Source organism: Methanobacteriaceae archaeon (assembly GCA_029219465.1).
Lineage (GTDB): Archaea > Methanobacteriota > Methanobacteria > Methanobacteriales > Methanobacteriaceae > Methanocatella.
Genome location: JAQXTL010000004.1, coordinates 121,329 through 135,234, shown reverse-complemented (window position 1 = coordinate 135,234; position 13,906 = coordinate 121,329). Strand labels below are relative to the sequence as shown.

Sequence of the window (13,906 nt, the reverse complement as noted above, 5' to 3'; positions counted from 1 at the left end):
ATTGTCTCCTAATCTATTTCTCCAGTTTTATCTTTAAAGTCAGTATGTTTTATTCTTCTAATAATTTTACAAGTACTGTCAAGCTCTCCAAACATATAATCCTCAACACGCATAGCTTTTGCGTTTATTCCTCTTTTATCGAGAGCGGACTGTAATTTTATAACGTCATGATCTTGATCTGAACCTATTGCGATTATGTCGGGGTTTATTTCTTCGACAATTTTAAACATATCTCCATCATGTCCAAGATATGCCTCATCAACAGGTTTAAGGCTTTTAATCATTTCAAGCCTTTGTTCTTGAGGTATTATGGGTATTCTTTTTCTTTGTTCAACAGTCGAATCCCTAGCTATTACAACTGCAAGAACAGCATCCTCTCCACCTAATTCCTTAGCTTTTTGAAGGAATAATACGTGTCCTGGATGAAGTATGTCGAATGTCCCTGTTGCCATTACTTTCATTAAATTACCTCTTTTGATATTTTAAAGCTTCAGTTAAATCGATTTTATTTTTATAAAGTGCAGAACCTATTACAATACCTTCCACACCACTTTCATTTAATTTTTGTATATCATCGATTGTGGTAATTCCACCTGAATAAACAATTGGGATGTCTACGGATTTTTTAAGATTAATTACAGGGTCGGTGTAAAATCCACCAAGAAGTCCTTCTACATCAACATTTGTAAAAAGAATGCTTCCTGCACCATGTTCTTTAAATTCCGCTGAAAGTTCAACAGGGCTTTTGTCAATCTTTTCCTGCCATCCTTTAATAACTACTTTGTTGTCTTTACTGTCAAGGGAAATCATTATTCTCTCAGATCCGTATTCTTCGGATAATTGAGTAATGGTTTCTGGTTGTTGAATGCCCATGGTTCCAATTATCAATCTTTCAATATCCAAATCCAATAATTGGCGAGCATAATCAAGGCTTCTAATTCCACCACCAAGTTGGATTGGTACAATAACTTCGTCTAATATTTTTTTAATAACATCGAAACTAGCGACTCCGTTGATGGTTCCATCTAAGTCAATAACGTGGATATTTTTAGCTCCTAAATCCTCCCAATGTTTTGCAACACGTTCTGGATTTTCAATTTCAACCATTTCACTTCCAGGTTCGCCTTGAACAAGCTGCACGCATTTTCCATTCTTAATATCAACTGCGGGCATTATTAACATTTCATCTTTTTTGAATGACATTTACAATTTTTCCTGTAATAATTTATTATAATATAATTATGTTTTGAGTTCTTTTATATGTTTTTCTTAATAGTATATATAATTAATAAATGATATGTTAAAGTAGAGATTATTAATTGATTGGAAGTAAATATTATGGACACAATAATTGAATTTAAAAATGTCAATAAACACTATCAATCCGGGGAACACATTGTAAAAGCTATTGATGATATTAGTTTTACAATTGATGAAGGAGAATTTGTTATAATCCTTGGGCCGTCCGGTGCAGGTAAATCAACATTACTAAACCTTTTAGGTGGTATGGATACTGTTACATCAGGCCAAATTATTGTTGATGGTAGAAATATTGAATCTTTTGATGATAATCAGCTAACAGAATACCGGGCTAAAAATGTTGGGTTCATCTTCCAATTCTATAACCTTATTCCTAATTTAACAGCACTTGAAAATGTTGAACTTATGAAAGATATTGTTGATGTTGATATTGAAGGTGAAGATGTTTTGGATTCTGTTGGTCTTAAAAAACGTGCCAATCAATTTCCTGCTCAATTGTCTGGTGGAGAACAGCAAAGGGTTTCTATTGCACGCGCAGTAGCTAAACAGCCAACTATGCTTTTGTGTGATGAACCAACTGGTGCTCTTGATTCAAATACTGGTGTTTTGATTTTGAATCTTCTTCAGGATATGAGTAATAATAAAAATACTACTGTTGTTATAGTTACTCACAATGCAGTTTTAGCAGAAGCTGCAGATAAAGTAATTAGAATCAAAAATGGGCAAATTGAAAGCATTGTAATTAATGAAAATCCAAAAAAGATTGATGATTTGGAATGGTAGTTTTAACAAAATTTAGTTAAATACCAAATTCTTTTTTTCAATACTAATATATTTAAATCATATTTATTTCATATACTATATCATGTCATTATCCAAAAAGATGTTGAGAGATATAAAAATCAATAAAGCCCAATTTATTGCAATATTTTTAATGGCTTTTATAGGTATTTTTGCTTATTGTGGTATTTGTGGTGAATATTATGGTTTAGAACAAACCAGCGGTGATTTTTATAATCAAACAAATCTTGCTGACGGCTGGATATATAAAGATAATTTTGACAGTAATGATTTTAATAAAGTAAGTGAGTTTGCCTCACAAGTTGAAAGACAGGCTGTAATTTCGGCTGTTGGTGGTCTTGATAATGATCCTGATTTTACGCTGCATTTCGTTGAAAAAGGAGATATTTCGAAATTCTCCATTAGTCAGGGAAAAGAATTTGATATTAATGATGAATCTGGAGTTTGGCTTGATAAGCGTTTTGCTGATGTCCATGAATTAAATGTTGGGGACAATATTTCTTTTGAATTTGATGGCAAGACCATTACTAAAGAAATTAAAGGAATTGGTTATTCTCCAGAATATGTTTATGAATCCTCACCAACATCAGTTACTCCAAACTTTGAGGATATTGGATTTGCATATTTATCTTATAAAGCATATCCTGATAGTATAGAGTATAATAGGATGCTTGTTAAATACAATCAGTCTGATAAAGAATTTAAACAAAAATTAGATGATTCAATTAGCTATTTGTCCTTTGTTAAAAAAGATGACCATGTTAGTGTATCTAATTTCAATGATGAAATGGCTCAACACAAGATGATGGGTAACATTTTCCCGGTTCTTTTTATGGTGGTTACCTTTTTGACTCTTTTAACAACAATGACAAGGATTGTTGCATCTCAAAGAACACAAATTGGTATTTTAAAGGCTGTTGGTTTTAAAGATTCTAAGATTATATTACACTACATTTCTTATGGATTTTTACCAGTATTAGTTGGATCTGTTTTAGGTTTAATTACTGGACCTATGGTTATTCCACAAATGTTTTATCCGGCAATGTCTGCTAGGTATACCTTACCTGCATGGCATCCTGGATTTGATATAAGTTTCATATTTGTTGCAGCATTGCTTGTTATATCTTCAGTGGGAGTTACCTATTTGTCCTGTAGACAAATTTCCAATGAAAATCCTGCAGATGCTATAAGATCAAAAGCACCAAGTGTTTCATCAAATGGATTGTTGGAAAAATCTAAAATCTGGAAGCGTTTAAGTTTTAATGTTCGCTGGAATTGGCGTGATGCTAAAAGAAACAAATTCAGAGCATTAATGGCTATTGTTGGTGTTATGGGTTGTGTTTCATTATTAATTGCAGCATTTGGTATGCATGACACTATTGATGATTTGGAATCATGGGAATATGATAATATCTCTCATTTTGAATCAAAACTAGCTATTGCTAATAATGCATCTGAAATGGAATTGTATTATGCTATTAATGGAACAAACGGTAGTTTTATAATGCAAATGCCAATTGAAATGAGAAAAGGTGATGTTGAAAAAACGGGCTTACTTTTAGCTTCAAACAATACAGATTTGATTTCATACACTGACAGCAATAAAAATCCAATTGAAATTGGGGAAGGTGTTGTTTCTATTTCAGCTAAAATGGCTGAAAACTTCAATTTATCAATTGGGGATAAAATTAAATGGCACATTGTAGGAAGTGATAAGTGGGTTAACTCTACAATTGGTCAAATCCACACAGAACCTGTTTCACAGGGATTAATAATGTCTCCGGATACTTTAGAAGACCAAGGATTAAACTTTACACCAACAAGTATTTTGACTTCGGAGAAGTTTGGTGAAAATATTAATTCAATTAAATCAGTTTCAACTCGTGATGATATGCGTGAGAGCTGGAATGAAATGTCTTCGTCTGTTTTGATGATGGTGTCTGTTGTAACTGTTGTTGCAGGTTTATTGGCATTTTTAGTTCTTTATAACTTACAATTATTGTCATTTACAGAAATGGAAAGGGAAGTTGCGACTTTAAAGGTTTTAGGGTTTAAAACTAATTTCCTAAGAAGATTGTTATTGACTCAAAACTTGATATTTACATCTATTGGATTTATTTTAGGAATTCCATTAGGATATTATTTCATGACATTAATGCTTGATGCAACAAGCGAATCCTTCTATTATGTCCCACAATTGACAAGTGGAAACATAATTTTAGTTGCATTTATAACATTTACAATATCAATATTTGTAAATTTAATGTTTTCAGATAAAATTGGCGATTTGAATATGGTTGAGGCGTTAAAAGACGTTGAATAAAAAAAAGAATCTTTAAAGAATAAAAATTTCTTTAAAGATTTATTTAGCTAAGCTTTCAAATCCTTTGGTTGCAAGTAATCTTGTAAATGCACCTTGAGGTTCCATTGCAATATTTCCATTGGAATACTCATTAATTGCTGTTTGTACCATAGTAGCTTTTTTGTCTGGGTCTTTAGCAGCATTAGCAAGTGCTTTTACTAATACCATCACGGCATCTCCTCTGGACATAGTTCCAGGAACATTTTCATTTCCACTATATCCGTTATATGCATCATTTTCACGTATGATGTCTGTTGCACTAAGGTTTGTTTCAACACCTTTGATTTTAAGTGGACTTACAGACTGAATTACACTATCTACAGCTTTATCATAAACAACAACTACTGCATCAGCTTTCATTCCAGTACGAGCTTCTACAATTTCCTTTGCATTTTGCATACCTTGACTTAAACCGTCCCAAAGACAGTCGTGAAGCATCATAGGTCCGGATAATCCACCTGGAGCGGATTTTGAAGGATGTGACATTTCACCAGGGTAAACTGGAGTAAAGTTTTTAAGAGAACCATTCTCTAAGTGTACCATAAATGCCATGTCTACACCACCGTTTGGTTGCTCCTCTTTGTCAGATGCTAATACTAAGATGTTCTTGTTTTCTTGGGATAAATCTGGACCCATAAATAATGTGCCTGCAATAAATGTTAATAACCCAATGAGTATTACAAGAAGGATTGCAATAATTAATTTTTTGCTTCTTTTCATAGTATTCACAATCCTAAATTTGTTTAGATTTAGTCTTAAGAATAAATCTTAACTATATTATTTATGTTACATTATATAAATTTATTTAAAAATAACATATCATAATATCATGATATGAAAACATTTAAATACATAAACATATCATAATATGTAAATATATAATATATGTGATGAATATGAAAAATTGTAATCTTGATGATAAAAATGATGATGTTTGTGAAGTTTTTGACTCTCATGAGGATGTTGTAAACCGTATAAAAGGGCGTATTCCTGATGAAGATGAATTTTCACAATTATCAGATTTCTTTAAAATATTTGGTAATCCAACAAGATTAAAAATTATTTCCCTACTTTGTTTAGAGGATTTATGTGTTTGTGATATTTGTGAAGCACTTGATTTGAATCAAACAACTGTTTCAAATCAATTAAGGATTTTACGTGCAAATAATATTGTTAAATATCAAAAAGAAGGTAAAATGGCAAGATATTCTCTAACTGATCTTCATATAGAAATGATTTACAAAGTAGGTTTGGAACATATATTAGAATAATTTTTAATTGGTGGTAATATGGAAAATAGATGTTATGATGCAGATTGTCTACAAACATCTTGTTTTAATCCTAAACATTATAATTATATATGTTTTGATCCAAATTGTGACGAAATTAAATGTACAAATTCCAATCATTATAATAAACAATTATTAAAAGATTTACGTAAAAATATGGATTTGGATGCTTATGAACATGAACATGAGCATGATGATTGTTGTTCTCATGATCACGCTCATGAGCACTCTCATGGTCATGAACACGAACACGATCATAGTCACGAGCATGAACATGAGCATGATGATTGTTGTTCTCATGATCATAGTCATGAGCATTCTCATAGTCATGAACATGAGCATGATGAATGCTGCTCTCACGACCATAATGATGTTGATATAAGTCTTTGTAATTGCTCTGATTGTGATGATTCTGAAAATAAAGAATTATTTGCTGAAGGAGAACCATTAATATACAATAGGCCAGTTCAAATCATTGCTGCAAGTGGATTATGTTTTGTATCTGGTTTAATTATGGAATATTTATCTTTTAGTCCAACTGCAGTGACTGTAATTTTCATGTTTGGTGCTCTATTTGCAGGTTATGAAATAGCTGTTTTAGCATTTAAATCATTGATTAATAAACACACTGTTGGTCCTGCAATGCTTGTAACTATTGCTTGTATTGCATCTTTTATTATTGGTCATCCTGAAGAGGGGGCTGCTGTAACTTTCCTTTACTTTATTGCAGAATTTTTAGAAGATTATGCAGAGCATCGTGCTAAACGTTCAATTAAATCATTAGTTGAAATGGCTCCTGATACTGCAAGAGTTAAAGTAGGTGACTTAGAAGAGATAAGAAATGTTGATTATGTTAAAATTGGTGATGTAGTCATTGTAAAACCTGGTGATAAAGTTCCATTGGACGGGGAAGTTATTTTTGGTTCTTCATCAATTAATCAAGCTTCTATTACTGGTGAGAGTGTTCCTGTATTAAAGCAAATTGGTGATGAAGTATTTTCAGGTACTGTAAATGAAGATGGGTATTTGGAAATTAAGGTTTCTAAACAGGCTAAGGATTCTGTCATATCAAAGATTGTTGAGTTTGTTAAAAATTCCCAAGTTAACAAATCCCAAACCGAAACTTTGGTTGAAAGAATTGCTAAGTACTATACTCCAATAATGATGGTTGCTGCACTTTGTGTTGCTTTAATTCCACCAGTATTCTTTGGTCAAGACTTAACTGACTGGGTTTATAAGGCACTTTCTCTTTTGGTAATTTCATGTCCTTGTGCATTTTTAATCTCAACACCTGTAGGAATGGTATCTGCTATTACTTCAGCTACTAGAAATGGTGTATTGATTAAAGGTAGTTCATATATTGAACAGATGCGTGGCGTTAAAGCAGTGATATTTGATAAAACTGGTACTTTAACAGAAGGTAAATTGGTTTTAAATGATGTTGTTGTTTTAGATGAAAACTACTCAAAAGAAGAAATCATAAAAATCGCAGCATCAATCGAAAATAAGTCTTCCCACCCAATAGCTCAGGCTATTGTAAACTATGCAAATGAAAATGATATTTCACTTGTTGAAGTTGATGATTTCAAAAATGTCCCTGGAAAAGGTATTATTGCTAATATTGAGCAAAATCAATATTATGCTGCTAATGAATCCTTAATTGAAGGCAGTTCATTTGATTTATCAAGAGATGAAATCAATAAGTATGCATCTGAAGGTAAAACAGTTGTATTTATTGGTAATAGTGAAAAATTACTTGCAATTATCACTGTTGCTGATAAAATCAGAGATAATGCACGTGAAATCATTGTTGATTTGAAAAAACAAAATATTCAAACTATAATGCTTACAGGAGATAACAAGATTGCAGCTAAAAGTGTTGCATCTGAAATTGGAATAGATTATGTTTATTCTAATTTAATGCCTGAAGACAAATTAAATCTCCTTGAAGTAATTAGAAACAAATTCGGTAGTGTTGCAATGGTTGGGGATGGTGTAAATGATGCTCCAGCTTTAGCATGCGCTGATATTGGTATTGCAATGGGTGCTGCAGGTTCTGATGTAGCTATTGAAACAGCAGATATTGCACTTATGCAGGATGATATCTCAAAAATCCCATATCTGTTCTCATTATCCAATAAAACAATGAGAATTATCAAACAGGACATTTCCATTGCTATTGCAGTTAAAATGTTATGTGTAATATTTGCAATCCTTGGTGTCATTACTTTGATGATGTCTGTTGGTTTTGGAGATTTAGGATTAACAATGCTTGTAATCTTAAACTCATTTAGAATTGGAATGGTGAAAGATTCACTATTCTGATAATTAATTTTATATTTGATTAATGTTTAATATTTAGATATGTTAGAAAATGATTCAGTGAATAATCTTGACGTGATGCTTGAAAATCCTAAACGAGCATTAATAAGAATGTCAATACCTCTTATTATTTCACTGTTCATTACTAGTTTTTATAATTTAGTTGATGCAGCTTGGGTATCTGGTCTTGGAGCAGATGCACTTGCAGGTGTTGGTTTTTTCACTCCAATATTTATGATTTTAGTTGGTTTTGGAAATGGATTAGGTTCAGGTGCTACTTTTGCAATATCCAAATACCTTGGTGAAAATAACATTAAAAAAGCACATAATGCTTCTGTTCATTCAATTTTAATTAATATAGTTGTTTCATTAATCATAACTGTTTTGCTTTGGGTGTTATTAACTCCTATCTTGAATATTATGGGTGCAGGAGCAACTATTTCATATGCACTTGACTATGGAATTGTAATAGTTCTTGGATCAGTATTTATTATTTGTTCTAATGCATTATATGGTATTTTTAGAGGTGAAGGTGATGCTTCTCGTCCAATGTATGCAATGGGGGCATCTGCAATAATTAATATGATTTTAGATCCAATTTTTATCTATACTTTAAATTTGGGAGTTAAAGGAGCTGCAATAGCTACAGTTATCTCATCTGTATTTGTCATCTTGATTTTGCTTTTCTGGTTTTATGTTAAAAAAGACACTTTTTTAAAACCTAATTTAAGTAATTTCAACTTCCAAAAGGATATTTCCCTTGATATTGTTCGTGTAGGAATTCCTGCAAGTATTCAGCTTCTAAACAATGCATTTTTTGCAGCTGTTTTTTCTGCTCTTCTTGCATATGTCGGAACTACTGATTCAGTTGCTGTTTATTCAACAGGCTGGAGAATAGTAACAATCGGTACAACTCCACTTCTAGCTATTGGAACAGCACTAATTAGTGTTATTGCAGCAAATTATGGTGCTAGAAACTATAAAAATATTCAAATAGCTCACAGATATGCAATGAAAATCTCAATAGTGATTGCAGTTATTGTAGCTATTCTAACAAACGTTTTTGCAGGAGATATTGCATCAGTATTTGCGTCTTCTTCAAGCAGTGTAAGAATAGCTGGTGAACTTACAATGTTTTTAGCATGGATTGTACTTTATTATCCAACAATGGCTGTTGGAGTTGCATCAACCTATGTATTCCAGGGAGTTGGAAAAGGAATTACTGCAATGTTTCAAACAATTATGAGAGAAACAGGTTTTACAATACTTTTTGCAGTATTATTTGGTGTTGTTCTTGGATATGGTGTCTGGGGAGCATGGATGGGAATTGTATTGGGTGAAATAATTTCAAATAATATTACAATGCTTTGGGCAAACTATCTTGTCAAAAAACTTATCAAAATTAATAAAGCTTAATTTTTTCCTAAAAATTTATTTTATTTGATTATAAAATATTATATTAATGAAAAGAACAGCACTAAAAATAGGATATATTGGAACTAATTTTCACGGTTTTCAACGCCAGCCGGATTTAAGGACTGTTGAAGAAGAATTGATTTACCATTTACGTAAACTAAATTACATAGATGATTTAAAAAAGTCCAGATTTAGAATAGCTGGCAGAACTGATGCTGGTGTTCACAGTTTAGGTAATGTAATCAGTTTTCAGTCAGAAAAAGACGTTAGAATAAATGAAATTAATAATTCTCTTCCTGATGATATTCAAATTCTTGCAAGCGCTCCTGTTAGATATGCATTTAAACCAAGGTATGCTCAAATGAGGCAATACCGATATGTTCTCTTCCAGGATTTGGATATTGATAAGTTAAAACAATGCGCAGAAGTCTTTAAAGGAACACACAATTTCACTAACTTCACTAAAAGATTCCAAAAAACCACTACAAGAACTATTGAAGATATAAAAATCACAAAAGCGGATTTAACTGATTATCACAAAAAAGAATTCCCAAATCTTCACGATACATTATCTCCAATTTTTGTTGATATTTATGGAGAATCATTTTTATGGAATATGGTAAGAAAAATGATGAGGGTATTTGTAGATGTTGCAACCGATAAAATGAGTTTGGATGAAGTAGAAAAGCTATTAAATCCTGCTGAAGGCGAGCCAAGAGCAAATATCAAAGTCATGGAAGCTGATTATTTGATTTTAATGGATATTCAATATGATGGAATCAAATTCAGATATGATGACTATGCATGTGAGAGATTTAAGCGTGATTTAGTTGATTCTTTATCTGATTTACAAAAAAGATATGCTGTAAGAGAATCCATGATAAAAAGCTTAAATGAGTTACATAATTTGGATGAATAAATTTTATCCAATCTTTTTTTTAAATTTTATATTTGCCTAAAAATTAAAAAATTTTTTAAGTATTAATGACATAAATTAATAATTATGAAAATAGCAACTATTTTAGGAACCAGGCCTGAGATTATTAAAATGGCTCCTATCATTGATGAAATCTCAAAAAGAGATATTGATCAAATTGTTTTACACACAGGTCAGCATTATGATGCGGAAATGTCTGATAACTTCTTTAAAGACTTGGATATCAGAACTCCAGATTATAATATTCATGTTGGTTCCGGAACACACGGTAAACAAACTGGTTTGATGATGCAGCGTATTGAGGAAGTTCTTCTTGAGGAAAAACCAGATATTGTATTAGTTCAGGGTGACACCAATGCAGTTTTAGCAGGTGCACTTGTAGCGTCTAAATTACATATTCCAATAGGTCATGTTGAAGCGGGACTTAGGTCTTTTGATATGACTATGCCTGAAGAGGTAAATCGTCGTGTAGCTGACGTATCTTCTTTAATGTATTTTGTACCAACTGTTGAATCTGCAATTAATCTTTTAGCTGAAGGAGTTTCAAGAAAAAACTTGTTTGTAACAGGAAACACTGTTGTTGATGCATGTTTTAGACATTTGGAATTGGCTAAAGAAAAAGGAATTAGTGAACAGTCCCTTAAAGAATTGAATATTGATGAAATGGATAATATTTTAACTTTAACAATGCACAGAGCGGAAAATGTTGATGTTAAAGAAAGAGTAGTCAATATTATTGATGCTTTAAAGCAATTGGATGACATGAACATTATTTTCCCTATTCATCCAAGAACTAAAAACACTTTGGAAAAATTCGGATTGTTTGAAGAATTAAACAATTTAGAGCATGTTCACATTATAAAACCGTTAGGATACTTGGATTTCCTTTACTTAACTTCTGTTTCAACATTAATCTTAACAGATTCTGGTGGTCTTCAAGAAGAAGCAATAACATTGGATGTTCCTGCTTTAACCTTAAGATACAACACTGAAAGGCCTGAAACAGTAACTGCAGGTGGAAATATTCTCGTTGGATCTGATAAGGATGCAATTTTAGAAAATGCTCGCAAAATCTTGGATGATGAAGAGTTTGCAAACAAAATGAGAAATGCTGTTAATCCGTATGGTCAAGGGGAATCTGCAAAATTGACTGTTGATGCAATAGAAGATTATTATTCAAAAGGACTATTAAATATTGAATCTCCTGAACATATTATGGATTCATTTTCAAGAAAAATGATGACAATGTCTGAAGACATTTCAGTTAGTGAATTTGAAGAAAATGAAAATGCACTTGTTCACATGGTTTATGATGGTGAAAAAATGGTATTTCCGGCAGATGACCTTAATTTAAACGGTATGGTGTTTACTTATGACAAAAGAGAATAATTCTATTTTAGTATTTGAATATTTCACTGCATCTGGTGAAAATGACAAATGCATAATATCAGAAGCAGAAGCATTAATTATCTCTCTTTTAGATGATTTAAAAGAATTTGATGTCAGTTTAGTAATCAATGAATCTTACAAAAATATTGCAGAGGGCTATGATAACGTTAATGCTATTTCAATTAATCAGGATGTAGTATCATGGCTTAAAGACAATGCAGGAAACTTCAACAAAGCTATTTTCATTTCTGCGGAAAATGATAACAATCTCTACAAGATTACTAAAATCCTTGAAGAAAATGATGTAAAAATATATAATTCATCTTCCGAGGCTTGTTTAGTTGCATCTGATAAATATGAAACATACGAAGCTCTTCCAAGTGACATTCCTCAACCTAGGTCATTTAAATTTAAAATAGATCCAAAAGGATACTGGAAAAGAGCAATTGAAAACTTGCATGAAAAATGGCAGGCTGAAGATCCACTCACTCCACTTAAATTAATCATAAAACCGTTAAGTGGTGTTGACTGTGAAGACATAGTTGTTATTGAAAAAATTGAAGATTTAACTTTGGATTTAGATAAGATTTTCAAACCAGGTTCAAGAGTTATTGTTCAGGAATTTATTGAAGGAACAGATATAAGTGTTAGTTTAATCTCAGACGGTACCAATGCAGTTCCAATAAGCTTAAACAAACAATATGTTCAATTAAAAAATGATAAAGGAACTTATCTTGGAGGAATGTTGCCTTTCGAAAGTGAATTTAAACAGGAAGCATTTGAAATAGCTAAAAAAGCTGTTGAATCTGTTGAGGGTATGAAAGGTTTCGTTGGTGTTGACTTATTAATAAACAGTGATGAAAAGGACATTTACTCAGTTTATCTTTTAGAAATCAACTCCAGATTCACAACACCTTATGTTGGTTTGAATAAAATAGCTAATTTTAACATTGGTAAAACAATAATTGATTTAATTGATAATAATATGAGTATTGATGATTTAGAGATTTCTTTAGATGGTGAAGTTGAATTTAAGAAATCTGGTGACTCATTAGAAATTAGGAGAATGTAATTATGAAAATAGCAGGATTTGATATAGGTGGTGCAAACACTGATTTAGCAGTTATTGACTTTGATGGTGGAGAAATTAAAAACATTGAAGTTGATTTTGCTTATCTTCCAATGTGGAGTAACAACGATGACTTATCAGATGTTTTAGTTGAGTTAATTGAAAAAATCTGTCCAATTTCAGAAATTGATGCTGTAGGTATTTCAATGACTGCAGAACTTGTTGATGCATATGATACCAAAAAAGACGGAGTTTTAGATGTTGTTAAAAAATGTGAAGACACATTTGACTGCCCAATAGCTTATGTGGGTATTGACGGAATGTTGTCTTTAGAAGAAATCACAAAAACACCTCTAAAAGCAGCTGCTGCTAATTGGATTGCAACAGCTCAAATTGCTACCTTAATTTCTGATAACTGTATTTTCATTGATACTGGAAGTACAACTACTGATATTATTCCAATTAAAGATGGAAAAGAATGTGCAATTGGTAAATCTGACTTTGACAGATCTGCAACCGGTGAATTGGTATATACTGGTACTTTAAGAACCAATCTTGCTAGTTTTCTTGATAAAGTTGAATTAAACGGAAAAGAATATCGTGTAGCTAGTGAATTATTTGCACAAACTGCAGATGTCTACACTGTATTGGATTTAATCACACAAGATGACTATGTGTGCGATACCTTTGACGGAGAAGGTAAATCAAAAACAGACTGTGCTAAGAGAATTGCACGTGTAATCTGTGCTGATTTGGAAATGTTGAGTATGGATGATATTGTTGAGATGTCAAAATACATTCATAAAAAACAGGTTGAACAGATTGCTGATGGTTTAAAACAGGTTGTTGAAACTCAAGAATTAGATTTAATTGTTACAACTGGTCTTGGAAAAGATATTTTAGATAAAAAAGCAGCAGAATCCTTAGGTTTAAATGTCAAATCAATGGGAGATATTTTAACTGATGAAGAATGTGTTGTTGCACCTGCTGTTGGAACAGCTGTAATGATGAATAAATATTTAAATTAAAAGAATTTACTTCTTTTAATCTCTTTTTTTAAA

At 31.8% G+C, this 13,906-nt stretch carries 12 protein-coding genes; 9 read left to right on the top strand and 3 right to left on the bottom strand.

Translation table 11 applies throughout. The features are described 5' to 3' along the window. Positions 1-8 precede the first annotated feature (8 nt). Entirely contained in the window at positions 9-461 is a 453-nt protein-coding gene (locus PUD86_02310) for an FAD synthase (protein MDD6776117.1), read from the bottom strand. Between the two features lie 4 nt (positions 462-465). Beyond that, complete coding sequence (gene hisA, locus PUD86_02305) at positions 466-1,203, bottom strand: 1-(5-phosphoribosyl)-5-[(5-phosphoribosylamino)methylideneamino]imidazole-4-carboxamide isomerase (protein MDD6776116.1); 738 nt, start codon at positions 1,201-1,203, stop codon at positions 466-468. A 135-nt stretch (positions 1,204-1,338) separates the two neighbouring features. On the opposite strand from hisA, the gene PUD86_02300 reads away from it, so the two are divergent. After that, on the top strand, positions 1,339-2,043 hold the full coding sequence (locus tag PUD86_02300; GenBank protein ID MDD6776115.1) for an ABC transporter ATP-binding protein: 705 nt from the start codon (positions 1,339-1,341) through the stop codon (positions 2,041-2,043). 151 nt (positions 2,044-2,194) lie between these two features. Then, positions 2,195-4,384 carry an ABC transporter permease gene (locus PUD86_02295; GenBank protein ID MDD6776114.1) on the top strand — a complete coding sequence of 730 codons (2,190 nt, stop codon included), beginning with the start codon at positions 2,195-2,197 and terminating at the stop codon, positions 4,382-4,384. 39 nt (positions 4,385-4,423) lie between these two features. Here the strand turns inward: PUD86_02295 and PUD86_02290 are convergent, their stop codons facing one another. Further along, on the bottom strand, positions 4,424-5,143 hold the full coding sequence (locus PUD86_02290; protein MDD6776113.1) for a DUF4012 domain-containing protein: 720 nt from the start codon (positions 5,141-5,143) through the stop codon (positions 4,424-4,426). Positions 5,144-5,319: 176 nt separating this feature from the next. Here PUD86_02290 and PUD86_02285 point away from each other — a divergent pair, with 176 nt between their 5' ends. The 7 genes from PUD86_02285 to PUD86_02255 all read left to right on the top strand — a co-directional run bounded on the left by PUD86_02285 (position 5,320) and on the right by PUD86_02255 (position 13,873). Next, positions 5,320-5,694: a metalloregulator ArsR/SmtB family transcription factor gene (locus PUD86_02285; GenBank protein MDD6776112.1), complete on the top strand. Its 375-nt coding sequence runs from the start codon at positions 5,320-5,322 to the stop codon at positions 5,692-5,694. A gap of 18 nt (positions 5,695-5,712) precedes the next feature. Continuing rightward, entirely contained in the window at positions 5,713-8,037 is a 2,325-nt protein-coding gene (locus tag PUD86_02280) for a cation-translocating P-type ATPase (protein MDD6776111.1), read from the top strand. A 39-nt stretch (positions 8,038-8,076) separates the two neighbouring features. Beyond that, a complete protein-coding gene (locus PUD86_02275; GenBank protein ID MDD6776110.1) occupies positions 8,077-9,450 on the top strand; it encodes an MATE family efflux transporter in 1,374 nt (457 codons plus the stop codon). 46 nt (positions 9,451-9,496) lie between these two features. Further along, positions 9,497-10,369, top strand: a complete 873-nt coding sequence (truA, locus tag PUD86_02270) for a tRNA pseudouridine(38-40) synthase TruA (GenBank protein MDD6776109.1) — start codon at positions 9,497-9,499, stop codon at positions 10,367-10,369. 84 nt (positions 10,370-10,453) lie between these two features. Continuing rightward, positions 10,454-11,776, top strand: a complete 1,323-nt coding sequence (gene wecB, locus PUD86_02265) for a UDP-N-acetylglucosamine 2-epimerase (non-hydrolyzing) (protein MDD6776108.1) — start codon at positions 10,454-10,456, stop codon at positions 11,774-11,776. Next, a complete protein-coding gene (locus PUD86_02260) occupies positions 11,760-12,848 on the top strand; it encodes an ATP-grasp domain-containing protein (protein MDD6776107.1) in 1,089 nt (362 codons plus the stop codon). The genes wecB and PUD86_02260 overlap by 17 nt, the downstream gene beginning before the upstream one ends. Positions 12,849-12,850: 2 nt before the next feature. Continuing rightward, the gene (locus tag PUD86_02255; protein MDD6776106.1) at positions 12,851-13,873 is read left to right on the top strand and encodes a hydantoinase/oxoprolinase family protein; all 1,023 of its coding nucleotides are present in this window, start codon (positions 12,851-12,853) and stop codon (positions 13,871-13,873) included. Positions 13,874-13,906: the final 33 nt, after the last annotated feature.

What these genes read in the sequence shown, in the direction of transcription:
- PUD86_02275 (MDD6776110.1), top strand. Translation starts at nt 8,077, where the DNA reads ATGTTAGAAAATGATTCAGTGAATAATCTTGACGTGATGCTTGAAAAT.
- wecB (MDD6776108.1), top strand. Translation starts at nt 10,454, where the DNA reads ATGAAAATAGCAACTATTTTAGGAACCAGGCCTGAGATTATTAAAATG.
- truA (MDD6776109.1), top strand. Translation starts at nt 9,497, where the DNA reads ATGAAAAGAACAGCACTAAAAATAGGATATATTGGAACTAATTTTCAC.
- PUD86_02255 (MDD6776106.1), top strand. Translation starts at nt 12,851, where the DNA reads ATGAAAATAGCAGGATTTGATATAGGTGGTGCAAACACTGATTTAGCA.
- hisA (MDD6776116.1), bottom strand. Translation starts at nt 1,203, where the DNA reads ATGTCATTCAAAAAAGATGAAATGTTAATAATGCCCGCAGTTGATATT.
- PUD86_02280 (MDD6776111.1), top strand. Translation starts at nt 5,713, where the DNA reads ATGGAAAATAGATGTTATGATGCAGATTGTCTACAAACATCTTGTTTT.
- PUD86_02260 (MDD6776107.1), top strand. Translation starts at nt 11,760, where the DNA reads ATGACAAAAGAGAATAATTCTATTTTAGTATTTGAATATTTCACTGCA.
- PUD86_02300 (MDD6776115.1), top strand. Translation starts at nt 1,339, where the DNA reads ATGGACACAATAATTGAATTTAAAAATGTCAATAAACACTATCAATCC.
- PUD86_02310 (MDD6776117.1), bottom strand. Translation starts at nt 461, where the DNA reads ATGAAAGTAATGGCAACAGGGACATTCGACATACTTCATCCAGGACAC.
- PUD86_02295 (MDD6776114.1), top strand. Translation starts at nt 2,195, where the DNA reads ATGGCTTTTATAGGTATTTTTGCTTATTGTGGTATTTGTGGTGAATAT.
- PUD86_02290 (MDD6776113.1), bottom strand. Translation starts at nt 5,143, where the DNA reads ATGAAAAGAAGCAAAAAATTAATTATTGCAATCCTTCTTGTAATACTC.
- PUD86_02285 (MDD6776112.1), top strand. Translation starts at nt 5,320, where the DNA reads ATGAAAAATTGTAATCTTGATGATAAAAATGATGATGTTTGTGAAGTT.